The organism is Vibrio sp. MarTm2 (assembly GCF_027587055.1).
In the GTDB taxonomy this organism is placed as follows: Bacteria; Pseudomonadota; Gammaproteobacteria; order Enterobacterales; family Vibrionaceae; genus Vibrio; species Vibrio sinaloensis_D.
This window is the reverse complement of record NZ_JAPPTK010000004.1, coordinates 111728-138230: the sequence shown is the minus strand read 5'-3', so window position 1 is coordinate 138230 and position 26503 is coordinate 111728. Positions and strand designations below refer to the sequence as shown.

General features: G+C 45.4%; 27 protein-coding genes and 1 pseudogene. 11 read left to right on the top strand and 17 right to left on the bottom strand.

Features of this window, described 5'->3' with window-relative positions; translation table 11 throughout:
- Positions 1-65: 65 nt before the first annotated feature.
- The gene (locus OH458_RS10985; protein WP_269978370.1) at positions 66-1325 is read left to right on the top strand and encodes a hydroxymethylglutaryl-CoA reductase; all 1260 of its coding nucleotides are present in this window, start codon (positions 66-68) and stop codon (positions 1323-1325) included.
- A gap of 177 nt (positions 1326-1502) precedes the next feature.
- Positions 1503-2135 carry a flagellar brake protein gene (locus tag OH458_RS10980; protein WP_333482670.1) on the top strand — a complete coding sequence of 211 codons (633 nt, stop codon included), beginning with the start codon at positions 1503-1505 and terminating at the stop codon, positions 2133-2135.
- On the opposite strand, the gene luxQ is transcribed toward OH458_RS10980, so the two are convergent.
- The 6 genes from luxQ to OH458_RS10950 all read right to left on the bottom strand — a co-directional run bounded on the left by luxQ (position 2132) and on the right by OH458_RS10950 (position 8426).
- A complete protein-coding gene (gene luxQ / locus OH458_RS10975) occupies positions 2132-4684 on the bottom strand; it encodes a quorum-sensing autoinducer 2 sensor kinase/phosphatase LuxQ (protein ID WP_269978368.1) in 2553 nt (850 codons plus the stop codon). The two genes, OH458_RS10980 and luxQ, sit on opposite strands and share 4 nt — an antisense overlap.
- Complete coding sequence (locus OH458_RS10970; protein ID WP_269978367.1) at positions 4684-5781, bottom strand: autoinducer 2-binding periplasmic protein LuxP; 1098 nt, start codon at positions 5779-5781, stop codon at positions 4684-4686. Before OH458_RS10970 ends, luxQ begins: the two co-directional genes overlap by 1 nt.
- A gap of 215 nt (positions 5782-5996) precedes the next feature.
- Positions 5997-7157: a conjugal transfer protein TraF gene (locus OH458_RS10965; RefSeq protein ID WP_269978366.1), complete on the bottom strand. Its 1161-nt coding sequence runs from the start codon at positions 7155-7157 to the stop codon at positions 5997-5999.
- A 69-nt stretch (positions 7158-7226) separates the two neighbouring features.
- Entirely contained in the window at positions 7227-7538 is a 312-nt protein-coding gene (locus OH458_RS10960) for a GIY-YIG nuclease family protein (RefSeq protein ID WP_269978365.1), read from the bottom strand.
- A complete protein-coding gene (locus OH458_RS10955; protein WP_269978364.1) occupies positions 7539-8198 on the bottom strand; it encodes a YceH family protein in 660 nt (219 codons plus the stop codon).
- Positions 8199-8231: 33 nt separating this feature from the next.
- A complete protein-coding gene (locus OH458_RS10950) occupies positions 8232-8426 on the bottom strand; it encodes a hypothetical protein (protein WP_269978363.1) in 195 nt (64 codons plus the stop codon).
- A 187-nt stretch (positions 8427-8613) separates the two neighbouring features.
- Here OH458_RS10950 and OH458_RS10945 point away from each other — a divergent pair.
- Both OH458_RS10945 and OH458_RS10940 read left to right on the top strand, forming a co-directional pair.
- Positions 8614-8937 (top strand): annotated as a pseudogene (locus tag OH458_RS10945) (DUF496 family protein); the annotation flags it as partial.
- Positions 8938-9238: 301 nt separating this feature from the next.
- Complete coding sequence (locus OH458_RS10940; RefSeq protein ID WP_038136740.1) at positions 9239-9490, top strand: YgjV family protein; 252 nt, start codon at positions 9239-9241, stop codon at positions 9488-9490.
- Between the two features lie 61 nt (positions 9491-9551).
- On the opposite strand, the gene OH458_RS10935 is transcribed toward OH458_RS10940, so the two are convergent.
- Positions 9552-10169, bottom strand: coding sequence for an OmpA family protein (locus OH458_RS10935; protein ID WP_269978361.1), 618 nt, complete (start codon positions 10167-10169; stop codon positions 9552-9554).
- Positions 10170-10393: 224 nt separating this feature from the next.
- Here OH458_RS10935 and OH458_RS10930 point away from each other — a divergent pair, with 224 nt between their 5' ends.
- The gene (locus tag OH458_RS10930; protein WP_039473941.1) at positions 10394-11014 is read left to right on the top strand and encodes a thiol:disulfide interchange protein DsbA/DsbL; all 621 of its coding nucleotides are present in this window, start codon (positions 10394-10396) and stop codon (positions 11012-11014) included.
- A gap of 18 nt (positions 11015-11032) precedes the next feature.
- Positions 11033-11506, top strand: a complete 474-nt coding sequence (locus tag OH458_RS10925; protein WP_039480677.1) for an FKBP-type peptidyl-prolyl cis-trans isomerase — start codon at positions 11033-11035, stop codon at positions 11504-11506.
- Between the two features lie 43 nt (positions 11507-11549).
- On the opposite strand, the gene OH458_RS10920 is transcribed toward OH458_RS10925, so the two are convergent.
- From OH458_RS10920 to nrdD, 5 genes are all read right to left on the bottom strand, one after another.
- Positions 11550-11936 carry an NUDIX hydrolase gene (locus OH458_RS10920; RefSeq protein ID WP_038136730.1) on the bottom strand — a complete coding sequence of 129 codons (387 nt, stop codon included), beginning with the start codon at positions 11934-11936 and terminating at the stop codon, positions 11550-11552.
- A 189-nt stretch (positions 11937-12125) separates the two neighbouring features.
- On the bottom strand, positions 12126-12770 hold the full coding sequence (locus OH458_RS10915; protein WP_269978360.1) for an ATP-dependent zinc protease family protein: 645 nt from the start codon (positions 12768-12770) through the stop codon (positions 12126-12128).
- An 89-nt stretch (positions 12771-12859) separates the two neighbouring features.
- Positions 12860-14041 (bottom strand): amino acid aminotransferase, encoded by a 1182-nt coding sequence (locus tag OH458_RS10910; RefSeq protein WP_269978359.1) that lies wholly within the window; start codon positions 14039-14041, stop codon positions 12860-12862.
- Positions 14042-14209: 168 nt separating this feature from the next.
- On the bottom strand, positions 14210-14680 hold the full coding sequence (gene nrdG / locus OH458_RS10905; protein WP_269978358.1) for an anaerobic ribonucleoside-triphosphate reductase-activating protein: 471 nt from the start codon (positions 14678-14680) through the stop codon (positions 14210-14212).
- Positions 14681-14763: 83 nt separating this feature from the next.
- Positions 14764-16884 carry an anaerobic ribonucleoside-triphosphate reductase gene (gene nrdD, locus OH458_RS10900; protein ID WP_269978357.1) on the bottom strand — a complete coding sequence of 707 codons (2121 nt, stop codon included), beginning with the start codon at positions 16882-16884 and terminating at the stop codon, positions 14764-14766.
- Positions 16885-17177: 293 nt separating this feature from the next.
- Between nrdD and OH458_RS10895 the strand changes: the two genes are divergently transcribed.
- Positions 17178-18065, top strand: coding sequence for an endonuclease/exonuclease/phosphatase family protein (locus tag OH458_RS10895; RefSeq protein WP_269978356.1), 888 nt, complete (start codon positions 17178-17180; stop codon positions 18063-18065).
- Positions 18066-18112: 47 nt separating this feature from the next.
- Here the strand turns inward: OH458_RS10895 and OH458_RS10890 are convergent, their stop codons facing one another.
- The 5 genes from OH458_RS10890 to OH458_RS10870 are packed head-to-tail and all read right to left on the bottom strand — an operon-like array spanning position 18113 to position 23544.
- Positions 18113-21262 carry an efflux RND transporter permease subunit gene (locus OH458_RS10890; protein WP_269978355.1) on the bottom strand — a complete coding sequence of 1050 codons (3150 nt, stop codon included), beginning with the start codon at positions 21260-21262 and terminating at the stop codon, positions 18113-18115.
- A gap of 2 nt (positions 21263-21264) precedes the next feature.
- Positions 21265-22269, bottom strand: a complete 1005-nt coding sequence (locus tag OH458_RS10885) for an efflux RND transporter periplasmic adaptor subunit (RefSeq protein ID WP_269978494.1) — start codon at positions 22267-22269, stop codon at positions 21265-21267.
- Positions 22270-22309: 40 nt separating this feature from the next.
- Positions 22310-22768, bottom strand: coding sequence for a YeeE/YedE family protein (locus OH458_RS10880; protein ID WP_269978354.1), 459 nt, complete (start codon positions 22766-22768; stop codon positions 22310-22312).
- Between the two features lie 18 nt (positions 22769-22786).
- Entirely contained in the window at positions 22787-23206 is a 420-nt protein-coding gene (locus tag OH458_RS10875) for a YeeE/YedE family protein (protein ID WP_269978353.1), read from the bottom strand.
- A 29-nt stretch (positions 23207-23235) separates the two neighbouring features.
- A complete protein-coding gene (locus OH458_RS10870; protein ID WP_269978352.1) occupies positions 23236-23544 on the bottom strand; it encodes an ArsR/SmtB family transcription factor in 309 nt (102 codons plus the stop codon).
- Positions 23545-23707: 163 nt separating this feature from the next.
- On the opposite strand from OH458_RS10870, the gene OH458_RS10865 reads away from it, so the two are divergent.
- The 4 genes from OH458_RS10865 to OH458_RS10850 all read left to right on the top strand — a co-directional run bounded on the left by OH458_RS10865 (position 23708) and on the right by OH458_RS10850 (position 26136).
- Entirely contained in the window at positions 23708-23893 is a 186-nt protein-coding gene (locus tag OH458_RS10865) for a YgaP family membrane protein (protein WP_269978351.1), read from the top strand.
- Between the two features lie 11 nt (positions 23894-23904).
- Complete coding sequence (locus OH458_RS10860) at positions 23905-24033, top strand: hypothetical protein (protein WP_025587119.1); 129 nt, start codon at positions 23905-23907, stop codon at positions 24031-24033.
- A 67-nt stretch (positions 24034-24100) separates the two neighbouring features.
- Positions 24101-25804 (top strand): FAD-dependent oxidoreductase, encoded by a 1704-nt coding sequence (locus OH458_RS10855; protein WP_269978350.1) that lies wholly within the window; start codon positions 24101-24103, stop codon positions 25802-25804.
- Positions 25805-25953: 149 nt separating this feature from the next.
- Entirely contained in the window at positions 25954-26136 is a 183-nt protein-coding gene (locus OH458_RS10850; RefSeq protein WP_039624597.1) for a hypothetical protein, read from the top strand.
- The last annotated feature ends 367 nt before the right edge of the window (positions 26137-26503 follow it).

Here is a 26503-nt window from a genome sequence, read left to right as displayed (position 1 = left end):
ACAACGGTTGTTATCCCTATCAGAGCCGTTAGAATCCTCCGATAACTTTTATATACTATTTCGCTATGCCCAAATTAAATTTGTCTTACCGCGACCTGCATCCAATCTTCGATCAAGGTCCGCACACGGACGAGTTAGAACAATTACTCAGCCCGCGTTTTGAACGCCCTTCCCTTCGATTGACACCTAGCCCATACATCAGCCAAAAGACGCTCGAAAAACGTTGGCAAAAAATAGATCCTCTCACACAAAAAAAACACCTGTTGGATGAGCACACCCTTGAACATGCAGAGCACTACAACAAAAATATCGAGCACTTTATCGGCACGGTGAAACTCCCTGTCGGTATTGCTGGGCCTCTGCGTGTGAATGGCCTCTATGCCAACGATGATTACCTTATACCACTCGCGACCACGGAAGCAGCGTTGGTGGCATCTTACAATCGCGGCTCCCAGCTCATTACTGCCGCGGGTGGCTCCAGTGCGATGCTGATCAACGAAGGCGTAACGCGAACGCCAGTTTTTGCTTTCCATAACATTGCAGATGCAGGCCAGTTTGTTGCTTGGGTCGTTACGCAATACGATCACTTTAAGCAGGTCGCAGAGTCGACGACTTCTCACGGCAAGCTGCACGACATCAATATCAACATTGAAGGGAATCACGTCTATTTAGTGTTTGAGTTCCACACTGGTGACGCCTCTGGACAAAACATGGTGACGATAGCCACAAACGAAGTCTATCGATACATCCTTGAACACGCGCCTATCGAGCCAAAGGAATCGTTCCTTGATGGCAACTTATCGGGCGACAAGAAACCCAATGCGCACACCATGAGGCATGTCCGCGGTAAAAAGGTCACGGCTGAAGTCACCTTATCTCGACACTTGGTTGAAAAGTATCTTCATACTACGCCAGAGAAAATGGTCAAGTTTGGCCAAATGACAACCACAGGATCGGCCCTCAGTGGCGGAATTGGCGTTAACGCTCACTACGCAAATGCGTTGGCGGCACTTTATATTGCATGTGGCCAAGACGCCGCTTGCGTATCGGAGTCTGCAATAGGCATAACCCGCATGGAGCTAAACCCGCAAGGCGCACTCTATGCGTGTGTGACTTTACCTAACATTATGGTCGGGACTGTCGGTGGCGGCACTGGATTACCCAGCCAAAAAGCGTGTTTAGATATTTTAGGGTTACACGGTAACGGGAAAGCGAAGGCATTAGCAGAAGTCGCCGCTGCACTTTGTCTCGCCGGTGAGCTCTCTATCGTTGGCGCATTTTGCGCAGAGCACTTTTCCAAAGCTCATCAAAAGCTCGCACGCTGATCGAAAAACAGTTTGGATATGGGGCTGACTGCACTCAGCCCCTTGTTCAAAATGTGCGGGGTATCAATTCCTTATCCTGTAGTTATGCGGGCAATGTCGAAATTTTGTATAGTTCCGTCATTCACCTCAATGCACTACAACACAATGCCTAGCAAAGAAGATTCAATAGAAGAGCTCGTGAATTTACTTCAGCCTGGGAGTAAGCTCTCAGCGACCATTCATTTTGGCCCTGATGACCGCTATTCGTTTGCCACCACGTATGTTGGGTGCAAACTTCCTCAGTTTTTAATTGTTGATTTACCGACAAAGGCGCGTGAAGCACTGATCATTCGAAAACTGAGCAACACAGAAATTGTTGTTCGAGCGATAACCAATACCAAGTTGGGTCATATCATCGCGTTTAAATCGACTATTATCGTTAAATCTTCGACTCCTTCCGCGCTGCTTTTTCTTCGAATGCCGACTCATTTCGCCTCAAAGCCAATAAGGCAACATGAGCGACATTCAATGGACCTTCCCGCTGAGCTTAAAAGCCAAGATGTCACTTATCATGGCAAATTAGTGGACTTTTCGGCGTCAGGATGTGGCTTTTTTCTCTCGGGCGAGAATGAGTTGACTACGAACAGCGTCATAGAGCTGCAAAGTGCACTTACGGAGTTCTTACCGGAGGGAAGTAAACTGAGTATCGTAAACATCACCAGAGAGCGTAACGGGCATAAGTTTGGCATCAAATTTAATACTCCCATCAATATTGATGATGAGCTAAAGCAAGCCTTGGTAGAGCACGCTTACTTGGCAAGTCGGTATTAACGCTCGATGTCGATAAACTTCTCTTTAAAATAAATCATCGCTTTGTTCAGGGCTAACTCTTTGATTGGTTTAACAATCACGTAATCGGCACCACTGGCGATAAACGCTCGCTTGGTATCTTGCATACCGTCTGCAGTGCACGCGAAAATGGGCACATTCAGCCCAAGTTCTTCTCGAATAATTCGAGTCGATTCAATGCCACCTAAGCTAGGAAGCTGATTGTCCATCAATACCAAGGCGACGTTTGGATCATCGCGCAGATAGTCGATGGCGTTATGACCATCTTGGACCCAAGTAACGCTCATGCCATACTTTTCGCAAAATGCCTTCGCGATAAAAGCATTGGTGTGGTTGTCTTCTACTAACAAAACGTGCAGCGACTCATCAAACAGCGATTGAGGATCAACAAGTAAACTGTTTGGCTCGACATTGCGCTCCCCGACGTACATATCCATCGGGATTCGCGCCACGAGTGTCGTCCCTTTCCCCACAACACTGTCAATGGAGATCGTGCCGTTCATCAGCTCAACCAAACTATGAACAATTGCCAGACCCAAGCCACTTCCACCATACTCGCGTATCGTGGTTGCTTCCGCTTGAATAAAGGGTTCGAAGATGGTTTTAAGTTGCGGCTCTTCAATTCCAATCCCGGTATCTTTCACCACAATTTCAAGCTCAAACTGCTGCTCTGTTTCGATGCTCGACAATTCAACACAAACCTTACCTTGATGGGTGAACTTGATAGCATTGCTCACAAGATTAAACAGAATCTGGTTCAAGCGAACTTGGTCACTGTTGGCCCACATCTGTGATTCGATATCACTGCGCATAGAGAGTTCGATCCCTTTTTCGACACACAGTGGCATGAATATTTTCTCGACGGTGGTTTCAAGCTCAATTAAGCGGAACTCATTGGTTTCTATGTTGAACTTGCCCTGCTCAATTTTAGAAAAGTCGAGAATATCATTAAGAACGGCAAGCAGATGCTCACCACTGTTACATAGCACGTCAACGTGCTCCAATGCTTCTTGTTCATTCAAGCTATGTTTGAGTAGTTGCGAAACGCCTAGAATTCCATTCAAAGGGGTGCGTAACTCATGACTCATTTTCGCTAAGAAATCCGCACGCACTCGTGCTGACTCTTCCGCTTCTTCTTTCGCTGCTTGGCTCTGTTTTTCCGCTTCAACGAAGCTGGTAATGTCTTGCCCCTGAGCCATGATTTGCTTGGTGGCATTATCACTAATGATCGGCGAAAGATTCCAACGGTAAGTGATGCCGCCAATGGTAGTGTTCACGCCTGTTAGGGTCGCACCTTGAGCACACATTTTGACGTGATGAGACAATGCCTCAACCAAGCGCTCTCGTGAGACTTCGTCTTTAAAGCAACGTTCTGCCGCTGGGTTATACCGAAGCAGCTGACCATCGTCGGTGCTCCACAACGTGATAGGTGAAAGGGAGAAATTAAATAGATCGGCAAACTGTTTTTCTTGCTCGTTGAGTCGCTTAAATGAAAGTTCAAAGCGTTGACCGATTTGGTTAAACTCTTCGATACCCGAACCATCAAACTGATGTGTTTTCTGTTCAGTAAACGTCGATTCGATGAAGTACATCAACTTCTTCAGTTCAAGCGAGACTCTTTTCCCAAGCCATAGACGTGTCGAAATCGCGATGAAAGCAATCATGACGCCTGTAAACAGCATCCACAAATATTGGCTTTTTACAAAGTGCTCAATGTGATTGTTGCCTTGGACGGTGTAGACCGATAAGAAGGTAGGCACACCAGCAATGGTCAGGTCGGTTCGTGACACCATGTAGCTACTGGTATTGAGCGCTTCAGAGGACTCCTCAAGTAGGGCAACATAACGGTAATCATCAATTTTCTTACTTGATGCGATCACTTGAGATCCTACCGCAAGAATAAGCTCATCCGCATTGCTTCCTTTGGTGATCGCATTGACTAGCGAGAAGTTGTTGTTCAGGACAACACCAATATAAAGATGCGCGACCACCTCACCATTGGTTAGGTTCACCACTGGCGAGCGGCGCATCATCAAATACCGCATTCCCATGCTTGATGGGGTTTGCGAAATATGCCAAGAATTTCCCGTAACAACATCAGTATTCAAGTGCTGAAGTTGAAAAGGGGAAATACCATAAAATTCTGCATTGCCGTCATCCCAAAACAGCCCTTCACCACTGGCCAGAAATCGGATGTCGGGCGCTAAATTAGGCAGAATCTGATCAATACTGGTGAAGAATCGGTCTATCGCCATCTCGTCTCGGCTGACGACGCCATTTATCAAAGAGACGCTTCGTGAGTAGCTGTCTTGCTGTATCTCTAGAGCTTTCAGGCGGAAGTTGAATATTTCTTGGACGAGGCTTTGGGTCTGAGTTTTTGTACGCGCAACTTCCTGCGCGACAACTTCTCGGTTTACTTGGAAGTTTTGTAGCACCATAACCAAGGTCAACACACCTATGGTCAGAAATATTGAGTTAGTAAGAAGCGTGGCGAGTTGATAACGCCGTCCACGCTTAAATATCTTCATCATTAAAGATCAGAGTACCTGAATGCACGTTGCTTTAATTTTTCAATTTTGATTGGGCTATCTTGCTTGGTTACCAACTCAAAATCACCCGAGTAAACCACTGGTACCTGTTTACCCTCAATATCCCACTTGATCGCTTCTGCCATTGCAATGCCGGTATCATCATTCATGCGCATAACGGTCACATCGAGATCACCTTTGGCAATCGCATCGAGTTCTGCCGTTCCCCCACCCCAACCATTCAACAATATGTCAGTGCGGTTTAGTTCTTTAAGCGCATCTGCCGCTCCTAAAGCCACATCGGTAGAACAAGCGTAAATAAAACTTAAGTCCTTATCACTGCCTAGCGCTTGAAGTGCTGTTTTATAACCAGACTCCCTTGTCGCCTCTGTATAAAAAGAGGAGGAAAGTTTGTAGCTGTCATGGTGGCTCATTTCCTCTATAAACGTATCTCCGCGCGCATAACTCACATAACCTTCAGAAAAATACAGCACCGAGTAGCGGCTATCTTTCTTAACCGTTGACTTGTAATACTCCTCTAGCAACCTTGCGCCATGGAGGTGATCGAATCCAACGTATAAAAAGGGTTGATGGTTATCCCATGCGCGAACTGGCGTGGTGATGTTCTGCAAGATGAGTTTTGTGTCAGTCGAACTCATCACGTGCTCAATGAATTTGCGATGGCGCGTCGTATCGAGCGTGAAAATTAAATAATCCGTATTATTTTGTATAGCCTCTAACAGCGAAAGGCTCTGCTGCCTAACATCAACATTTGGGCGAGTAAACACCTGATTAATGCTGTAGCGAATACCGAGCTTCTCAAGACGAGTCTCGAACGCTTTAATGTTACGGCTCCAATAGTCCGAGACCTGCTGCCCAGGATAGACGACAGAGATCGAAATTGGTTTGCTTTGAGTTAAACTGACAGGGACTGGATAATCTCTGACCGCATCGGTCAACGCGTCCGTCAGCTGTTTTTGTGCTGGGTGCTGTTCCAAGTAGCTATCGTATTGCCAATAACCATTGAGAACTTGAGTGGTATGCGCTTGTGATACTGCCGACGCGAGTACCAACAAAGAGAATAGTGAGGCTTTATACATTGGTGATTATTCTTCCTACACTTATCGAAATCTAATTTCAGTATAATGATTCATACCAATCTTGGTAGCATAAAAACCCTCTAACGTGTTGAGTGTTCATTAAAACGACGGATTCAATAAATTTCATTTCCTTTTGTGTTTTCAAGCGCTTAACCATGTCAAATTAAAGTCTCAAGTCATTAATTTGACACGGTTATTTACAAACTTATTGCACCCTAGAATGTAAACGCGAGATTGCCTGATAAGCCGAACTGATTGTCTCCTGCATAGCTACCAGCAAGATCGATACTTACAAGATCGCCCGGGCTAATCCCCAATCCGGCGGTAAATGAATTGTCTAAAGTGTCCTCCATATCCATTTCGTACCCGGCGCGTAACTGTGCCCAGCCCCAAGCATTTCCTTCAATGCCCATTCGTACAAAACGTGTGTCATCATTTGAACCAGAAAAACGTTTTTGTGTCGTAACATCAAAATCCAAGGTCGCAGTTAACAGTTCAGTCGCATAAGAGCCTGAAATGGTCACTTGCGTATCTAGCTTGTACTTGTCCGTTTTGTCTTTGGTTTCGATTTCTTGAGAGAGAAGATCTTTGATTGCGATGCCAGCGCGAAAGTCGTTATAAAACCAGACTGCGCCCAAATCTAGGTTAAATGCGCTTTTTGAGGTTTCGCTTTCGTCGTAATCACTTAAATCAAAATCTTCTACGGTCAGTGTTTCACTGTAGGTGGTCAGTTCTTGGTATTTCGGAGTCACACCGAACGAGAAGTCTTGACCGGCAAGGGTCATACGTTTCGCTAAGGTAACGCCATATTCAACATAGCCAAATGCAGCCATATTGACATTTGAGTTGTTATAGCGGTCGGCTACCCTTAAATCTTCATCGACGATACTAGTATCGGACTCAGCAATATCGGTTTGGGCGATGATTTCAGCGTAACCACGAGTGTAGAAGTTGCCAGAAACCAATCCAAATGGGACGGCAACGGCCAATCCGCCGCCAACACTAACAGCCAAAGGTTTGTCGTCAGATAGATTATCCAAATGAGTGTTTAGGTCATTTCGCAGGCTAACATTGCTGCTGCCACTATCTTCGTATTGTTCGATAGTGTCTTGCAGGTCGTCTAACGTTGTTAAAGACTCATCTGTATCTCGCGCCGTAAAGCCAATGGCTGGCGCCAAGATGCCAAAGTCATCTTCATCACGATAGACAGCAGTGAGTGCTGGATTATAGAAAGGAGCAAGGAGATAGTCGGCGCTGGTGACGCCAGTGTTGCCCATGGCATTGCCTCGACCATCGGCGACAAGGTTTGCTGCTGAAGCTGAGGTACCAATAAGGGCGCAAGCCACTGCGGTGGAAAGTAAGTGTCGTTGTTTCATAATTCGCATCAACCTTCTTATTTATTTGCATAATCAAGGTTAATACATTTGAACTAATTTGATGCTTAATTATTCCACTGATGTCACATCAATCACATTTATTAGTTCAATACGGCCTTTCACCAACTGTTCTTTTTTAGATTTTGGCCACTGTTTGATTTGGTATTCTATCTTCGATGCGATACTGCGCGACTCAACCACATCACTCTGCCAAGCCAAAGAAAGTGGACCTTTCCCTTTTAGCGCTTTTGCACCTTGACCAGATACATGCATTTTAAAACGCCGCTCTAAATCTGTAGTGATCCCGCAATACAACGCGTTAGAAGCAGTACGGATAAGGTAAACATACCAACCCGTACTGGAATTCGAAGGTGCAGACATTTAGCTTGTCAACTGTTCAACGCGTTGCTTGAGTTCAGCCAACTCAGACTTTAGCTGTGCGACTTCATTCTCAAGTGCCTCAATACGCTCGTTACCTTGGCCAACGTTTGGCAATGCCGCGGAGGCATCAGTAAGCGCTTCAATATCAACCTCACCGCTAAATAAGTGCATATAGCGCGATTCACGTTTGCCCGCTTCACGTGGCAACTTAATCACTAATGCGCCCTCTTCACGTGCTGCCATTTTCTCTAGCACCGCTTCAACTTCTTTGACGTCAGCAAAGTCCGCAAGACGATTGGTCCGCGTTCTCAGCTCGCCTGGCGTTTGAGGACCTCGAAGCAGTAGGCAGCAAGTGACGGCTTTTTCTTGTTTGGACAACTTAAGGTCACCAAACTCGGTGTTACAAAAACGATGCTGGAACTTGCTCGCACGGCTGTTAAAACCGCTTTCATCACTGACAAGTCGCTGCGCGATTAAGGCATCAACAGCTTGCTGAACATCGAGATCACTCAACGACATGACTGGCTCACGGTTGCTCTTTTGGTTGCAGGCGGAGGTCAAACTATTCAGGGTTAAAGGATAGTAATCTGGCGTGGTCACCTCTTTCTCTATAAGGCAGCCTACGATTCTCGCCTCAATAGGACTCAGTTCGATATTCATTATTATTTCCTTATTATGCGCTTACAAAGCTCACTAGTGCTCTGCAAGTAGGGGAACTTTTTTCATGTTGCCATCCTCGTCAATCATAACGACCTTAGTTCGATTGAGCTCGACCTCGGTGATTTCTTGTCGAGTTCTTTCACTTCGATATGCGTCAATGAGTTTTTGTGCAGGAGATGGCGTCACCATTTTTTCTTCTTTCGTAACTATAATGTCAGAAGTAAGCATGTTTTATTGCATTCGATGTCACTGTATTTTCGAATCATATATCGAACGGTAGGCGAGTCTCAATCACCAAATTACGAGATTGGCGATAAAACCGTCAACATACTGTAATGATTGATCTTAAGACTGTTATCGCCCCTAATGATGTGATTTAATCGTTGGTAGTTAAAGGTAAAATCAGGAAAGAAAACCTATGAGTGGTGTATTTGAAATCGTGTCTCAAGCACGTCGTAAGAACAAATTGAAACGTGAGCTTATTGATAACGAAAAGAAAGTTCGCGATAACCGTAAACGTGTAGACCTATTAGAAAACCTACTTGACTACATCAAAGCGGATATGAGCAACGAGGAAATCGTTGGTATTATCAAAAACATGAAAGCGGATTACGAAGATCGTGTCGATGATCATATCATCAAGAGCGCGGAAATCTCTAAAGAGCGTCGTGACATCAGCCGTCGTATCCGCGAACTGACTGAAGAAGATAAGCAAGTAAGCCTAGGTAAGAAGAAATAATTCCTGCCGCTCTTACTCTGTTTAAGGCCTGCACATTGTGTGGGCCTTTTTGTTGCTCGCTGCACGCCGATTCCAACATAAATCGTTATAATAATTCACTAAATAGCGCTAAACGTTTGCGTAATCGCTAACCTTCTCCGTTCATAAAATTCTGACTTTCATCACACATTTACCACTGCTATATTTAATTTCAGACAGACAACTAGACCATTCGAGGCATGGAGCTTCCTCACTTATCTCACGAAGAGAAGAATTGGTACCGACACTGACACTGATCGGCAAACTTTAAGAGGGTCAAATAATGGAAATGAATATGGTTGAAATTCTAGGTTACGCAGCTTCTATCATGGTTGCAATTTCACTTACCATGAAAGATATCGTAAAACTGCGCGTGTTGAACTTCATCGGCTGTGCTCTGTTTACCGCTTACGGCCTAATGATTGACGCTTGGCCAGTTGTGGTAACTAACGGATTTATTGCATGTGTGAACGTCTATTTCCTAGCGAAGATGCAAAGCGAAAAAAAGTCTGAAGACGCGAAAAGCGCAGCCTAAAAAATTTGAAACCCTAGACATTGTCTAGGGTTTTCTTTTTTACTTCCCAGAAACGAAGCTACTAGTTATTCGAAACAATGAATAACACCTCAACTCTTCGATTACACGCCTTACCCGCACTTGATGCATTTGAACACGCCGGAACGAACTCTCCGTAACCGCGAGTAAATATTGAATCCATCGCGACGTTGTTACGAACCAGCTGTTGCTTGACCGCTTTCGCTCGCTTCATAGAAAGACTATCGTTAAACGAAGGTGCGCCCGTGCTATCGGCGTGACCGTCAATGACAATATCAATACCCGGTTGTGTCGCTAGATACTCACCCATCATATCCAACCAATAGGCGGAATCGGGCATCACTTTCGATGACCCCGTATTGAACTTGATGGTATCAGTCAACTTGACCATGATGTGGTTGCCAGGCAGCACCTCGTAGTCCACACCATTTTTAAGCAGAAAACTTTGCAAATCCTGATAGTGCGGCGCACGTTTTTGTCCTAGTGGATCTCTCACATCTGACGCGGTTAACTTAGGGTCCGCGCCCCACTCTGGATACTTAACTTCAAAATCAGTTTTTGGTGCCGTATCAAGCATATCATCGGTCATGTTGGCGATGTTCTGCGCCATATTTGAACATCCTGATAGCAAGATTATCAGAGGCAAAGTTACATATTTCATCTCTACACCATAAGTTCCGTTTTACTACAAATACTGTATCGACAGATTTACCAAATCTTTAGTAAATTTTAGCCTCTTTTTGAACTGTTTGACGCCGTTCCCCCCGAAACAATTTGGTAATAAAATCAGCCTTACAACTATTTAGTTCTGCGTATTGAAAGAGTAAAATCCTAGCACTGATTCATCGTGCATCATGTTGCGCGAACAATTTTGAGAAATCGATTATGAAAAAGCTCTTCACCTTGCTGACGATTTTAACAGCTACGGTTTTAGTAGGCTGCTCTGACAGTAATACGCCGCAAGAAGGCAAGCAATACCAACAACTGCCTGTTAACCTCGCTACGTTTCGTTTACCTCAAGTCACGGAAGTCTTCTCGCTAAACTGTGGCCATTGCCGAAAGATGGAGGCTGTCCTTCCTCAATTAGAAGAACTGACCCAACAATCTATTGGTAAAATTCACGTGACCTTTAACGAGAGCGCACAAATCGCGGCCATGATCTACTACACCGCAGAGATGCAACTTGGTAAAAAACCGGATCATGAGTTCATGAATGCGCTATTCGCCGCGACCCAAATGGGTGATGGCGCGACATTAGCTGACAAAAAACAAGCCATTGATGATGCGTTCCAATCTCGCGGGTTAATTAGCCCATATGAGCTAAACGAACAACAACAAGAGCAGCTCTTTGAGGCAATGAACCTAGCACAAGATATTACTGAGAAAGGTCAAATTAACTCTGTGCCGACTTTTGTCGTCAACGGCAAATACATGGTTTTGACTGCGGGTCATCAGGACATTGAAGGCATCGCAAACACCATCAACTATTTAATCAACCAACCTTAAACAAACTGGACGTTATCAATGTCAAAATTTATTTTCCCAATTGTCATTTTGGTTTTAGCGGTATTCATGATTTACCGCACGTGGAATAACAACAAAGCGGGTGAAGAAAACTTTGCTGCTGGCCAAGCATTTTTATTGGAAAACGGTAAGCAAGAAGGTGTTGTTACCACAGAAAGTGGCCTGCAGTACAAGATCTTAGCTAAAGGCGAAGGCACCGAGAAACCAACAACAAGTAACACTGTCAAAGTTCACTACCACGGCACGCTGATTGACGGCACCGTTTTTGACAGCTCTGTAAACCGTGGTGAGCCAATTAGCTTCAAATTGAATCAAGTGATTAAAGGTTGGCAAGAAGGTCTTACTTACATGTCTCCGGGCGACAAATTCCGCTTGTTCATCCCGAGCCCACTTGCTTACGGGAAAGGTGGCACAGGCCCTATTCCACCAGCATCGACCCTGATTTTTGATGTCGAACTGCTAGAAATCAAGTAATGAACAAAAGAAGCCAGTCACATGACTGGCTTCTTTGTATTTGCTAGCAAAACTCAGGGAGCTTCTTATGAATAAACTCTCTATCAGCTGCGTAAAACTCTTCAACGGGTAGCTCTGTTGGTGCCAACCACTTAAAGGTTTGCTGTCTTTGTTCATCCACTTGAGTCGGTTCAACTTCCTCTAGTGCTTTTAATACCGCGTAGTAAATTCTCCCACCGTATTCATTAACGTTAGAGAAAGTTGCAACGTGCTTTAGGCCTTGAAGCTGGGTTTCTTCATACAGCTCTCTGATTGCAGCGTCTGTCCCTGACTCATTATTTTCCACTTGACCACCCGGGAACTCGACCACCATCCCTTTCGCTGGTCTAAATCTTTCTTGTACCAACACCTTTCCATCTTTGACTACCACCGCCATAGATAAGTGCTTCATGCCTGACTCCTTCCATTCCATATAAAAAACTGGCGTCGCCGCCAGTCCGTTTGTATTGGGATCACTGTTGATTGGCGTGGATGATATCGCAATATGTGTGTTATTGCTTATGAACTGATTCACATTTATGGTTTTGCAGCACAAAAAAACCGGCTTCTTTTCAGTTGCCGGTTTTTCGCTGGTTATTGATTACTTGTGTTTGTCTTGGACATATTGCTGGCTTACGTCCACAACTGCGACGTCTTTGAAGAAGCTACGCCCCAATAATAGTGGAAATGTAAGATGGGTACGATCCGCTAATGTGAACTCTGTTTTCTCTTTAAGATCGCCAATTTGAATCCAGGCATCAACGACCGCGCGCTCTTGCGTGCCATCGGCACTCGATTGACGAATTTTCACCCAACGCTGAACAGGCAGTGCAATTTCTTTACTCTTGTGCCCTTCATGTTCAATTTTGAACTTAACCCAATCTTTACCATCTCGTTCAAAAGGTTCGATGTCGACAGCGCTGATCGATGAGGTGGTAGCGCCTGTGTCGATACGAGCTCTAAAGTTTTGCTCTAACCCTGGTACATAAACCCATTCCTTCTCACCAAGAATCAGCTTACCATCTGAAGTTTTCTTCGCTTTTAGGACAACCTCTGGTTGTTTTGGTTTTTCCGCAAGCTTGGTTTCTTTAACCACTTCTTTTTCTTCGACCTTTGGCTCTTCGACTTTAGGCTTTTCAATTTGTGGTTTTTGTTCTGGCTCAACTGGCGTCTGCCCCGTTGTTGTACACGCCATTAAACCGCCACTAAGCATAACTGGAATAATTAGCTTCCACGTTTTGTTCATTCGATCACCCAATTCAATTGACAATAGTTACACGCAATAAAAAGGCCCACAAAAGTGAGCCTTAGATCCGGAATTAAAAACTCGGTCTATTAAGACACTTTAACAATAGCATCCGCAACGTACGGAATGTCTTTCTCTGTCAGACCAGCGATGTTAATACGACCATCACCCACGCCATAAATTCCATATTCTTCACGTAGTTGTAGCATCTGGTCTTGGCTAAAGCCTAGCACAGTAAACATGCCTTTGTGACTTTCAATGAAATCGAATTGTGAAGTATTGTGCGAATTTCTCAATTCCTCACACAAGGTTTGACGAAGGTTTAACAAACGCTGTTGCATTTCACTTAACTCTTGCTTCCAAACCGCGGTTAAGTCTTGATTTTGCAGGATAGTTTTAACCAAAGCCGCACCGTGATCAGGTGGCATGGTGTAAGTCGCACGAGCAAGTGTCAGTAGTTTACCTTTCGCGTTGCCAACATCTTCCATCGACTTACCAACCACGATAGCCGCGCCAGTACGCTCGCGATACAAACCAAAGTTCTTAGAGCATGAGGTAGTAATGAGCATTTCCTCGACGTTGTCTGCCATAAAACGTAGGCCTTTTGCGTCTTGTTCTAGCCCATCACCAAAGCCTTGATACGCAATATCAACGAAAGGTGTGAAACCGTTTTTCTGTGACAATTCGGTGATCGCTTTCCACGCATCGAAATCGATATCTGCACCCGTTGGGTTATGACAGCAACCATGCAGTAAAACAACGTCTTCCGGCCCAGCTTTGGCGAGGTCATCTAGCATTGCGGCAGCGTCGACTTGTTTGGTATCACAACTAAAATAACGGTACTCGCGAACTTTAAGGCCAGCCGCTTCCATTACTGGACGATGGTTCACGTAACTTGGGTTTGAAATCCAAACCGTCGTATTCGGTTGAGCCACCTTCATCAAGTCACCTAACATGCGCAGTGCACCACTGGCGCCAGGCGTTTGAATCGCGGCGACACGATCCATCGCGGAAGTGCCATCAAGAAGTAAGTTCACCATGCTTTGGTTGAACTCTTCACACCCTGCGAGACCAACGTAAGACTTGGTTTTCTGCGTTTCAACAACGATATTTTGAGCTTGCAAAATCGCCTTCATCACAGGCGTTTCGCCCGCGCTGTTTTTGTATACGCCAATGCCTAAGTCGACTTTGTCAGGACGAGGATCGTTACGGTACGCAACGGAAAGAGAGAGAATCGGATCTAAAGTTGGTTTTGGTAAATGTGAGAACATGAAAGTCACAACCCTTTGAAATTCAAGTAACGACCAACACGTTAGCATCTAAATTATAAATCTAGAAATAAAATTTCACTGGCTCAGAGCAAAACAGGATAAAAATCTGTAAACTTTAACATACATTTAACAAACCATATCTCGCACGCAAGCGTGTAAAGCCACTCTTCAACCCAACTTGAAGGTATGAATAATCTGGTTTGAGCTGCCACGCCATTCAAGGTTGAGGTCTTTTTTGTCCTGTTCAAACTTACCATCAATTAACGTGTCGATGTACTGGATCACCTCGCGTTGTGCCTCGTCCAGCTCCGCCAAGGTGTAACCTGTCCATACCCATATGTCCTTGTCAGGGCACTCAGCTTTAACGCGCTTCACTAACTTGAGAATGTCGGGGACGTTCGCAGGGTGTAAAGGATCCCCTCCGGACAAAGATAGGCCACGACGCTTGATTCGTTCATCCTTTAAGTCTGAGATGATTTGGTCTTCTGCTTGCTGAGTAAAAGCAATTCCCGAATCTAATCGCTGAGTAGACTGGTTATAACAGCCACGACATTGATGCACGCACCCAGAAACAAACAAGGTGCAGCGCGTGCCAGGGCCATTGACCACATCCACTGAGTAATATTGGTGATAATTCATCTTGAAACTCAAAAAATAAAGCCCAATAGAGGGCTTAGTCGTTTTCACAATGCCCCACTCATACGAGCGAGGCAAATGGTCAATTACAGGTGCTTAACGCGACGTTTAACTTCTTCTTGCTTACCAAAGTTAAACGGACGAGCATCAGGGCTGCCTAGGTAGCCACAGACACGGCGTGTCACCGACACTTTCGTCGAGTCATGGTTACCACAACTTGGGCAGGTGAAGCCCTTACTGGTACATTCAAACTCACCGTTGTAACCACACTCGTAACACTCATCGATCGGTGTGTTGGTGCCGTAGTAAGGAACGCGTGTGTAACTGTAATCCCAAACGTTTTCTAGCGCTTCAATGTTGCACTGCATGTTAGGAAACTCACCGTAACAGATAAAACCACCGCTCGAGATCTCAGGATAAGGCATCTCAAAATCGATCTTGTCGTAAGGGTTTACCTTCTTTTCAACATCAAGGTGGAAGCTGTTGGTGTAGTAACCTTTGTCGGTTACTCCCTTGATCACACCGTACTCTTTATTATCGATGCGACAGAAACGGCTACATAAGTTCTCACTCGGTGTTCCATACAAGCTAAAACCGTAACCTGTTTCTTCAGTCCATTGGTTAACAGCATCTTTCATGTGCTTGATGATATCCAACGCTTTCTCGCGTAATACGGCATCATCGTAAACATGCGCTTCGGTACCAAACAACGCGTTCACGGTCTCGTGAATACCAATGTACCCCAACGAGATAGACGCGCGGCCATTTTTGAAAATGTCAGCAATGGAATCATCCGCTTTTAGACGAACGCCACACGCCCCTTCCATGTAGAGGATTGGCGCAACACGCGCTTTAACGTTTTCAAGACGAGTAATGCGTGTTTGTAGTGCACGTCGTGCCAGTTTCAGCTTCTCATCAAGCAGTTGATAGAAGGTGACTTCACTGCCTTTCGCCTGAATAGCGATTCGAGGCAAGTTTAGGCTAACAACGCCGAGGTTGTTGCGACCCTCGTGAATAAGCTCGCTATTCTCTTCATAAGTGCCAAGGAATGAACGACACCCCATTGGCGTCTTGAAAGAACCCGTGATTTCAACAAGTTTGTCGTAGTTCAGGATATCTGGGTACATACGCTTAGAAGCACACTCCAGTGCGATCTTCTTAATGTCGTAGTTTGGATCTTCCGCTTTGTGGTTAAGACCATCTTTGATGCCGAATACCAGTTTAGGGAATACCGCCGTTTTACGGTTTTTGCCCAGTCCCGCAATTCGGTTTTTGAGGATAGATTGTTGGATAAGACGCGATGCCCAACTTGTGCCTAAACCAAAACCAAACGTAACGAAAGGCGTTTGACCGTTCGCTGTGTGTAATGTGTTCACTTCGTATTCCAAAGACTGGAAAGCGTCATAACACTCTTTTTCAGTGCGCGCCGTTGCGAACGCTTCCGGTTCTGGAATATTCCATTCTTTAGCGATCTTTAAGTGTTTTTCGTAGCTTGTTAGCACATACGGCTCAAGGACTTCATCAATGCGGTTAATTGTGGTACCGCCATAGATATGGCTTGCAACTTGCGCGATGATTTGTGCCGTAACAGCAGTCGCTGTGGATATAGACTTAGGCGTGTCGATTTCCGCGTTGCCCATTTTAAAGCCACTTGTAAGCATGCCTTGTAGATCGATGAGCATGCAGTTAAACATTGGGAAGAACGGCGCATAGTCTAGATCATGGTAGTGAATATCCCCCTGCTCGTGAGCCTGAACGATGTCTCGCGGTAGGATGTGCGTTTTCGCGTAGTGCTTTGCAACAATGCCAGCTAATAGATCTCGTTGCGTAGGGATGACCTTGCCATCTTTATTGGCGTTTTCATTGATCAAATCAAGGTTGCTTTCCTCGATCAACCCTTCAATTTCTTGAGTAAGCGCACTCTGCTTTTCACGGGCGATATCGCGATCGTGGCGATACTCAATATAAGCACGCGCAAGCTCTTTGTATGGACCTTGCATTAGCTCATCTTCAACCAATTTTTGAACTTCAGTGATCTCAACTTCATCGCGATCTTGTAGCTTTAGTTCCACCGCTAACGCCACATTAAGTGCGTAAATCGCGGTTTCTTTGCTATTGTGATCCGCTGCTGCTTCCACTGCTGCTTGGATGCGGTCTCTAGTAAATTCTGCTCTAGAGCCATCACGCTTGATTACGATTGGATTCACTGATTCTCCTTACCCTTAGTATATTCACAGCGTTATCCACAAATACACTATATAGGCTATTTTTTGTTAAGCTGACACAAGATGTTGTGGCGTATTTAACGGGATGAACCGACAAAAAGTATTGATTTCGATCAATAAAAATAGGCCGTAGATTAAGATCAACGCGATCTTAGTGGCACCGATCTCAGGCTGAAAGAAAACCATGAAAATTGCAAAAATGAGGATATTTAAGCTTGCTTTTTTTCAAGCTCTTATAGAATAAAGGCTGTAATCCATTTTATGAATGTTAGAGTATGACACACACTAAACTGCGCTCACTTTTGGTCACTTTACTGTTGCCCATCTGTTTTTCTGTACATGCCGAAAAGACACTCAACTTTTCCACATGGAATCTAGAGTGGTTAAGTTCCACCCCATCCGATAAATTTCCGCAGTCGCAACGCTTAGAAAAAGATTATGCAGCGCTCGCAGCGCACTTTTCGTCTATGGATAGCGACATCGTCGCGTTTCAGGAAGTGAATGATGAAAAGGCTCTGCGCAAAGTCATAGGCCAGCAGTATCGAGTCTATTTCTCTACTCGGCGCAACCCAGAGCATGCCGAGCATCAGTTTACAGCGATCAATCAATATACCGGCTTTGCTGTACGCGAAGGCATTTCTGTAATTGAGAAAGAGAGCCTTCAGCTTGACACAAGCCATCGCAGTAAATTGCGCTTTGCGAGTTATGTTGTTATCTCACCGACATCTGACACGCCCATCCACGCGCTGTCTGTTCACTTGAAGGCACGGTGTTCAGGCGCTTTTCGAAACAACGATGCGTGCCGAACATTAAAGAGACAAGGAAAGGCGCTCAACCACTGGATTAGAGAACGAGAAGCGCGTGGCGAACGTTACATGATTTTGGGTGACTTCAACCACAATATGAGTTACCCCAAGGATTGGCTATGGGAAATCGTTTCACAGGATTCAACCGCAAAATTGGCAACCAAAGAGACCAAAGCAACCTGCAAAGTGAGATCGCGCAACAACCCAAGCAAGACTCACCAGTTCCGCTCTTTGATTGACCATGTGATTACCAGTGATCAAATCTCAGTTTCTAAAATCGAGCAGCGTAACTACAAGACTGACGATTTATTTCGGTACAAGCTCAGCGACCATTGCCCTATTACCCTGATCAAATAAAATAACCCCGCTGATACGTTGCGGGGTTTTAGTTTAGTCAACACGCCCTAAGCAAAGCGCTTTCTCATCGCGACATAATACAGGACGGGTATTACGAGCAAAGTGAGTACGGTAGAAACAAAGATGCCGAATATCAAGCTGATCGCAAGTCCATTAAATATTGGGTCGTCGAGAATGAACACCGCGCCAATCATTGCCGCCAGTGCCGTCAGCATAATAGGCTTTGCTCTCACCGCGGCCGATTGAATCACCGCTTCTGAAAACTCAACCCCTTCTTCAACTTGTTGGTTAATGAAGTCCACCAACAGAATTGAGTTGCGGACAATAATCCCTGCGAGCGCGATCATGCCAATCATAGATGTTGCAGTGAACTGAGCCCCTAGCAACGCGTGCCCCGGCATAACGCCTATAATCGTCAACGGAATTGGCGCCATAATGATGAGTGGAACAAGATAGGATTTGAACTGAGCGACCACCAACAAGTAAATCAATACCATCCCTATCGCATACGCTATGCCCATATCGCGGAAAGTTTCGTATGTAATGGTCCATTCACCATCCCACAAAATAGAGATGCCTTGCAAACCATCTGGTTGGTTGACATAGAATTGCTCGACATCCATTTTCTCATCGATCGCGCTGCCAATAGTAAACATGCCATACAGTGGACTATCGACCGAACCAGACATATCACCGACCACCATCACCATCGGCACCATATCTTTGTGTACGATATAGTCATCCATACGTGTTTGACGGACAGACACCAAATCAGACAGTGGATAAGCATGACCATTAACACTGCCCACCTTCATGTTCAGAACTTGCTCTAGCCTTACTTTAGCGCTCTCACTCCCCTGAACTTGAATCGGAACCGGATATTTGCTGTGTTCGCTATGTAGGTAACTGACCGGTTTTCCGCCCACCGAGGTAGCGAGCGCATCAACAATCGCACCATAAGGCACTTGAAAATGTGCGGCTTTGCTTCGGTCGATTACAACTTGCCACTTCTGGTGTGATTCAGGTAAGTACATATCCACATCAACAATGTCTTCTGTACCTTTAAAGATTTGTCGAATCTCGCGAGCAGCCTGATGACGAAGCTCCGGCGTTGGTCCGTATACTTCGGCAAGAATTGGCGACCACACTGGCGGCCCCGGTGGAACTTCAACCACTTTGACTTTGCCACCAAACTTTTGCGCGACTTCGTTTAACAAAGGACGAACCGCAGAAGCAATCTCATGGCTGTCTCGATCGCGCTCTTTCCGCCCAATCAAGTTCACTTGAATATCACCTTGATGAGATTGATTGCGCATAAAGTAATGACGAACAAGACCGTTAAAGTTAATCGGCGCAGCCGTACCAGCGTAGATTTGGTAATCAGTGACTTCCGGCACATTATCGAGCTGCGCGCCCATTTCAAATAGCACACGCTGAGTTTTCTCCAATGACGCTCCCTCTGGCATATCCAATACCACTTGGAATTCCGACTTGTTGTCGAATGGCAGCATTTTCAATACAACGGCTTGAACCACTGGCAACATAACGGATCCGGCAATCAGCGCTAAGATCGCAAGCAGCAACATAAATCGATTTCTGCCCTGCGCTTTTGCGGTGACAAAGGGTGACATGATTCGGTGGAAGAAAGTACCGCCGGATTTTGATTCTCCGTGTGCTGCCGGCTTTAATACCTTGCTAGCTAACCAAGGAGAAACCACAAACGCGACCACCAATGAAATCAGCATCCCCATTGACGCGTTGATCGGAATTGGGCTCATATAAGGTCCCATTAGCCCACTCACAAACGCCATTGGCAACAACGCTGCGATAACCGTCAACGTCGCTAAGATCGTCGGTCCACCTACTTCATCTACTGCACTAGGGATAAGCTCGCTCAGTTTCGCTTTCCCCTGCGACATATGACGGTGGATGTTTTCAACGACAACGATAGCGTCGTCGACAAGAATCCCGATAGAAAAGATAAGCGCAAACAGAGAGACGCGATTGAGTGTAAAACCCCATGCCCAAGAGGCGAACAAGGTGATCATAAGTGTCACGATGATTGCAAAACCAACAACAAAGGCTTCGCGCCACCCCATGGTAAGCAGAACAAGAATCACGACCGCGGCGGTTGCAAATGCCAACTTGCCGATGAGTGTATTACTCTTATCCGCTGCTGTTTTGCCGTAATCTCGCGTGATCTTGACCGTGACGCTCTTTGGAATAAGTTGATTTTCAAGCTCTTGAACTCGGCTTTCAATCGCTTGCGCGACATTAACCGCGTTTTCGCCCGCTTTTTTAGCGATGGCCAAAGTTACCGCTGGGTAAATCTGCTGCTTATCGCTAGTCCATGCGTTTTGCGTGGGTGTGTTGGCCCCCAAGGTGACGTCCGCGACGTCTTGAAGATAGACAGGAGCATTATTATGTAAACCAATCACCAATTGCTTAACTTCTTGCACACGTGTTAGAAACTGGCCAATTTGCACTGGGAACTCTTGGTTATCATGAGTAAGGCGCAGCATCGGTGAACTGTTATTCGCAGAAGGTAAATGTTGGTTCAATTGATCCAATGTGATACCAAAGCTGTTCATTTTCGCGGGATCAAGACGCACATCGACAATGGTATTGTGCCCCCCGATCGTGTAGATATCGCGTGTACCAGGAATGCGCTTGAGTTCAGTTTCTAACCCATGAGCAACTTGTGTGAGTTGTTGTTGATCTAGACGGCCCGAGTGATCACTTAACGTCAAACTCACAATCGGCACATCCTCAATGCCTTTCGGTTTAATGATAGGTTCACCAACGCCAATGCCTTGAGGCATCCAATCTTTGTTTGAATAGAGTTTATTATAAAGTCTTACCACCGCGTCATTTCGACTCACACCGACTTCGAAAATCGCAACGATCATCGCGCCGTCGGGCTGCGAAAACGAATAAAGCTTATCGATACCTTGGATTTCGGAGATGATTTGCTCGGCTGGGGTGGTAACCAAACTTTCTACTTCTTTCGGTGAAGCACCTGGAAATGGAATATAGACATCCGCGAAGGTGACATCTATTTGCGGCTCTTCCTCTTTTGGTGTGACGATTACGGCAAACACGCCCATTAAGATCCCGACGAGAGCCAAAAGTGGCGTCATCGCGGAGTTTTGGAACGCAGCTGCGATACGACCTGAAATCCCTAATCGGTTATCCATCATCACTCTCCTTTTGGCGCCAACGCAACCGTTGAGATCACATCGCCCTCTTCAAGCCCAGATAAAACCTCTACATAATCCCCATACTCTTGACCTAAGCGAACAGGATTCAACACACGTTGCTGGTTTTGAATCCGGTAGACAGAGCTGAGTTCACCTCTGCGTACAACTGCCGTAGAGGGAATGACTAATGTCTCTTTCTCACCATAGACAAATTCAGTTTTAACCCACATTCCCGGTACAACAGCTTCCGTGTTTTCCGGTAGCGATAATCGAATCTTGAAAGTATGAGATTGAGGATCGGCATAACTGAACAAACTCATCTCGATAGGCGTGATTTCCTCGCCACTTGGGGCAACCACTTGGAACTGCTCGACGGTTTCTACCCTTGCTTGGTAACGTTGAGGAATATCGGTTTCGACACGCAGCACATTAAGGGCGAAGCCACTCAGTAACGGCGTACCGGGTGCGACGGTTTCTCCTAACTCCACATGTCGCTTGGTCACAATGCCATCATACGGTGCGGTTACACTGGTGTATCCCAACAGTTCTTTGGCTTGTTCCACGTTTGCTTGCGCCGATTTGACGGAAGCCGCTGCACTTCTGGCTCGCGCTTGAGCTGAATCCATCTGATCTTGGGAAATCGCTCCTTTGGGAAACAATTGTGTAAAGCGCTTCAGTTGTGCCTGAGCCTCTCTATTTTGAGCCTCGGCACTGGAAAGTTGAGCTTGAGCCGCATCCAAAGAGGCGGATTGCTGCACGGCACTGATTTCGAGTAGAACAGCCCCCTCTTTGACATAGTCATTCACGTCAACATTCAAACTTACGATACGGCCCGATGTTTGCGCCGCAACCGTCCCCTGATTGATAGGCTGCACCACCCCGTCTAAATGAATAACTTGTGAAAGTGGCTCCAAATTGACGGTGTACAGTTGTTCATTTTGCTGCGCATTTGCTCCCATTGCTATTGAACAGGCAATAGCAACACTCAAACTCATCCTTCTCATCATCACCACTCCATCACGCTTGTTTCATCCATTGTAGTCGTTACGCAGCTTGCGTTTGCGACTCTCGGCTATTTTTCATACAAATCAGTAGGTTTGTTCCTCCCAATCCCACCATCATGCTGGCAAAGAACAGCCAAACACCCATGTTCCCTAGAGCCAAGCTAGACATTGCAGGACCCGGGCAAATACCCGCTAAACCCCAACCTAAACCAAAGACCACTGCGCCGCTCACTAATCGCTTGTCGATTTTGTCTTTTTTAGCAAGGCAGAACTCACCCGCGACAACAGGACGTGTTCTAGGCTTAATGACGAAAAAGTAGGCTGGCATAAATACCAACAACGCACCGCCCATCACAAAAGCGAGGCTTGGGTCCCATTGCCCAGCAACATCCAAAAACCCGACAACTTTTGCAGGGTCAGCCATACCTGAAATAATCATCCCTAACCCAAATAAAATCCCTGCAAACAAAGACGTTAAACGGAAAATTACTTTATTCATTGTGTCTCTCACTAAGGTTTATAAAAGATGAAATCGTGCAAACACGGTAATGGCTGCAACGGTCATAAAGATCAGAGTTGCGACAATTGAACGTTTGGATAATCGACCAATACCGCAAATACCATGTCCACTCGTACAGCCGTTTCCTAGACGAGTACCTATACCAACAAGCACCCCCGCAAGTGCCAGTACCCAACTGCTACTTTCATAGTGCAATGGGATACTACCGTTAAATACCAACACACCAATGACACCGCCAGAGACCATGCCAATAGCAAATAACAAGCGCCATGCGAAATCGGATGACTTAGGGGTGAGTAGCCCAGTCATAATGCCGCTGATGCCTGCAATTTTCCCGTTAATCAACAACATAATCGTCGCTGATATTCCCAATAAAATGCCTCCTGCCAATGATTCCCATGGGATCGTGAAAGCCATAACTACCTCTTAGCTAAATTAATAAACCGTTAACCACAAAACGTGGTTTGTAAATTTTGGATAAGCTGAACAACGCGTTCATCGTCCAGCGAATAGAAAACTTGTTGAGACTCTTTGCGGAACTTGATTAACCCGTGTTTTCTTAACACGGTTAAATGTTGCGAGAAGGCTGATTGGCTCAGCGTAGAGCTACTTTGTAGTGCGGCAACGCCGACTTCGCCTTCAGTCAATTGACACAGCACCATGAGTCGCTCTGGGTGCGCCATTACTTTCAATAGCTCAGCAGCTTCTACCGCATTCTTCTTCATTTCTGCGATGTTAACTGTTTGATCATTCATGGCTCGTCTCCAGTTAGTCAGTTAAATTAGATAATACTAAACAACATAATTTAGTCAATACTAATTTAGTAATTTTAAAATTAGCTAAATTAACATTAGACTTCTCTAAATTAAAGTTCTATAGTAGTTTTCATCAAGGAAAATGGACACGAAGGAGAACGACATGACACTTGAAAATGCAATCCGAGTATTAGCAGGAAGTATGGTTCTACTCTCAGTTATATTTACGGTAACCGTGCATAGTGGGTTTGTTTGGTTAACGGTATTTGTCGGGGTCAACTTGATCCAAAGTGCCTTTACTGGCCTGTGTCCGGCAGCATATTTTCTTAAAAAATTAGGTTTTCAATAACGGAGTTTCAAATGACTAAGATTCTTATCGTTGGTGGTGTAGCTGGTGGTGCTTCTGCGGCTGCGCGTGCTCGAAGATTAAGCGAAGACGCAGAAATTATCATGTTCGAACGAGGCCCTTTCGTCTCTTTAGAAAAGTAAATAATAAACCACTCTTTTTACAGAGAGTGGTTTATTAAGTACTTTCGATTAAATTTGGAGTTAGGTAATGACAAAGATTCTTATTGTTGGTGGCGTTGCTGGTGGAGCATCAGCCGCAGCACGTGCTCGTCGCTTGAGTGAAGATGCAAAAATCATCATGTTCGAAAGAGGAAGTTTCGTCTCGTTCGCCAATTGCGGCTTGCCATACCACATAGGTGGTGACATTAAGGATAGAAGTAAGCTCCTCTTGCAAACTCCAGAAAGCTTCTTAGCTCGATTTAACGTTGATGTTCGTGTTATGAACGAAGTCATATCCATTGATCGACACAACAAGCAGGTTACTGTTAGGAACCTATTGGATAATAGCGAGTATACAGAAAGCTATGACTTCTTGCTTCTTAGCCCTGGCGCAGGCCCTATCGTACCTCCAATCCCTGGTATTGATAACCCACTAACCCATTCGCTGCGTAACATCCCAGACATGGATCGTATCATTCAAACGATCCAGATGAACAAGCCAGAGCACGCAACGGTTGTCGGTGGTGGATTCATCGGTCTAGAAATGATGGAAGCCTTCCACCAATTGGGAATTAAAACCACGCTAATTGAGATGGCCGATCAGGTGATGACACCTGTCGACCGTGAAATGGCGGGCTTTGCTCACGCTGAAATTCGTCAAAAAGGTATTGACCTTAAACTAGGCGTTGCTCTTCAAGCTATCGAGTACGTGCCGAACGAGCATATAGCCAGCATCGGCTCTGGTGAAGATACCGAACACCAGCATATTGAAGGTGAACTCAATCTTACTCTAAGCAATGGTGAGTCACTAACTACTGACATCTTAATCATGGCTATCGGTGTGCACCCTGAGACTAAGTTGGCAAAAGAAGCAGGGCTTCAAATTGGTGAACTAGGTGGTATCTACACCAATGAAATGATGCAGACCAGCGATCCTAGCATTTACGCTGTGGGTGATGCGGTCGAAGAAAAAGACTTTGTCACAGGTGCACAAACTTTGGTTCCGCTTGCTGGCCCTGCTAACCGTCAAGGTCGCATGGCTGCCGATAATATGCTTGGACGCAGAGAAACTTATCAAGGTACACAAGGCACCGCTATCTGTAAGATATTTGACCTCGCGGTTGCTTCAACGGGCAAAAACGAGAAACAACTTAAACGTGATGGTGTTGAGTACGAAAAGGTCTACGTTCATACCGCAAGCCATGCAAGTTACTACCCAGGCGCTGAGATTGTTTCGTTCAAGATGTTGTTCGATCCAAAAACAGGCAAGATCTTCGGTGCTCAAGCAGTGGGTAAAGACGGTGTCGATAAAAGAATTGATGTAATGGCTGTTGCACAACGTGCGGGCATGACTGTCGAGCAGCTTCAGCACCTTGAGCTCACGTACGCGCCGCCATACGGCAGTGCCAAAGATGTGATCAACCAAGCGGCATTTGTAGCAAACAACATCATTAAGGGCGACGCCACCCCGATTCACTTTGATGAAATGGACTCATTGACAGACGAGCAAGTCCTGCTCGATGTACGTAACCCTGGCGAACTTGAAAATGTTGGCTTTATCAAAGATGCGATCAACATTCCTGTAGACCAATTGCGACACCGTATGGACGAACTACCAAAAGACAAGGAGATTGTTATCTACTGTCAAGTTGGGTTACGTGGTAACGTCGCATATCGTCAGCTCGTTAATAACGGCTTCAAAGCTCGTAACCTGATTGGCGGCTATCGCACTTACAAGTTTGCGAAAGCATAAAAGATTCCTACATAACACTGCGCTAATTTTTTGGGTCCGAATGGACCCATTTTTTTCTTGATGAGTTAAGGTTGATCTACATCATTCCTCTCCCAGCCTAGTGCCGTTAACTTAACAATTGACACCATTAGTTAACAAGGAGAGAACAAATGGAACTTAAGAAAGACCGTCGCTGCTACACCGATGTCTGTATCAACGGTAAGTGGTTTCATCACGACCATTGCACCACAACGGCGTACATGCTTAAAGGTGGCGCTGAATGTTTGTTGGAGCTTGCGCGCCCGCCTGAAACTGAGAGCGAACTTGTTCAGCTGATTAAAGAGCAATTTTAAACGCTTCGGACGTGGAAGCCCCTTTTACAACACCCTCTTTTACTTCCCACATCGAAAGCGTTGCATTAACCCGATCCGCCAGTCACTGTCCAAGGCTCATGGTGGATCGCCTTCTGATTTGTCTCGATTCGACGCCGCCCAAGTAAGCACTGTTTGTCCGAGCCGATCTCAATCTAAATTAAATTAATGAAAAAATCAGAAAAAAGTTATTAACAATGTCCTATTAAGCTAAGCGTTAACATTATTAATATCACGCAAACGTTTAACCAAAAAATCTATCACCACGTATATAAACGTTCAATTTATTAATAAACAACCTACTTTTTAGGCTTCAAAAAAAACATAGTAAGCAATTGAATTTATTGAA

Excerpts from the sequence above, each read along its gene's own strand:
- OH458_RS10985 (WP_269978370.1), top strand. The coding sequence starts at position 66 with ATGCCCAAATTAAATTTGTCTTACCGCGACCTGCATCCAATCTTCGAT.
- luxQ (WP_269978368.1), bottom strand. The coding sequence starts at position 4,684 with ATGATGAAGATATTTAAGCGTGGACGGCGTTATCAACTCGCCACGCTT.
- OH458_RS10970 (WP_269978367.1), bottom strand. The coding sequence starts at position 5,781 with ATGTATAAAGCCTCACTATTCTCTTTGTTGGTACTCGCGTCGGCAGTA.
- OH458_RS10965 (WP_269978366.1), bottom strand. The coding sequence starts at position 7,157 with ATGAAACAACGACACTTACTTTCCACCGCAGTGGCTTGCGCCCTTATT.
- OH458_RS10960 (WP_269978365.1), bottom strand. The coding sequence starts at position 7,538 with ATGTCTGCACCTTCGAATTCCAGTACGGGTTGGTATGTTTACCTTATC.
- OH458_RS10955 (WP_269978364.1), bottom strand. The coding sequence starts at position 8,198 with ATGAATATCGAACTGAGTCCTATTGAGGCGAGAATCGTAGGCTGCCTT.
- OH458_RS10950 (WP_269978363.1), bottom strand. The coding sequence starts at position 8,426 with ATGCTTACTTCTGACATTATAGTTACGAAAGAAGAAAAAATGGTGACG.
- OH458_RS10940 (WP_038136740.1), top strand. The coding sequence starts at position 9,239 with ATGGAAATGAATATGGTTGAAATTCTAGGTTACGCAGCTTCTATCATG.
- OH458_RS10935 (WP_269978361.1), bottom strand. The coding sequence starts at position 10,169 with ATGAAATATGTAACTTTGCCTCTGATAATCTTGCTATCAGGATGTTCA.
- OH458_RS10930 (WP_039473941.1), top strand. The coding sequence starts at position 10,394 with ATGAAAAAGCTCTTCACCTTGCTGACGATTTTAACAGCTACGGTTTTA.
- OH458_RS10925 (WP_039480677.1), top strand. The coding sequence starts at position 11,033 with ATGTCAAAATTTATTTTCCCAATTGTCATTTTGGTTTTAGCGGTATTC.
- OH458_RS10920 (WP_038136730.1), bottom strand. The coding sequence starts at position 11,936 with ATGAAGCACTTATCTATGGCGGTGGTAGTCAAAGATGGAAAGGTGTTG.
- OH458_RS10915 (WP_269978360.1), bottom strand. The coding sequence starts at position 12,770 with ATGAACAAAACGTGGAAGCTAATTATTCCAGTTATGCTTAGTGGCGGT.
- OH458_RS10910 (WP_269978359.1), bottom strand. The coding sequence starts at position 14,041 with ATGTTCTCACATTTACCAAAACCAACTTTAGATCCGATTCTCTCTCTT.
- nrdG (WP_269978358.1), bottom strand. The coding sequence starts at position 14,680 with ATGAATTATCACCAATATTACTCAGTGGATGTGGTCAATGGCCCTGGC.
- OH458_RS10895 (WP_269978356.1), top strand. The coding sequence starts at position 17,178 with ATGACACACACTAAACTGCGCTCACTTTTGGTCACTTTACTGTTGCCC.
- OH458_RS10890 (WP_269978355.1), bottom strand. The coding sequence starts at position 21,262 with ATGGATAACCGATTAGGGATTTCAGGTCGTATCGCAGCTGCGTTCCAA.
- OH458_RS10885 (WP_269978494.1), bottom strand. The coding sequence starts at position 22,269 with ATGAGAAGGATGAGTTTGAGTGTTGCTATTGCCTGTTCAATAGCAATG.
- OH458_RS10880 (WP_269978354.1), bottom strand. The coding sequence starts at position 22,768 with ATGAATAAAGTAATTTTCCGTTTAACGTCTTTGTTTGCAGGGATTTTA.
- OH458_RS10875 (WP_269978353.1), bottom strand. The coding sequence starts at position 23,206 with ATGGCTTTCACGATCCCATGGGAATCATTGGCAGGAGGCATTTTATTG.
- OH458_RS10870 (WP_269978352.1), bottom strand. The coding sequence starts at position 23,544 with ATGAATGATCAAACAGTTAACATCGCAGAAATGAAGAAGAATGCGGTA.
- OH458_RS10865 (WP_269978351.1), top strand. The coding sequence starts at position 23,708 with ATGACACTTGAAAATGCAATCCGAGTATTAGCAGGAAGTATGGTTCTA.
- OH458_RS10860 (WP_025587119.1), top strand. The coding sequence starts at position 23,905 with ATGACTAAGATTCTTATCGTTGGTGGTGTAGCTGGTGGTGCTTCTGCG.
- OH458_RS10855 (WP_269978350.1), top strand. The coding sequence starts at position 24,101 with ATGACAAAGATTCTTATTGTTGGTGGCGTTGCTGGTGGAGCATCAGCC.
- OH458_RS10850 (WP_039624597.1), top strand. The coding sequence starts at position 25,954 with ATGGAACTTAAGAAAGACCGTCGCTGCTACACCGATGTCTGTATCAAC.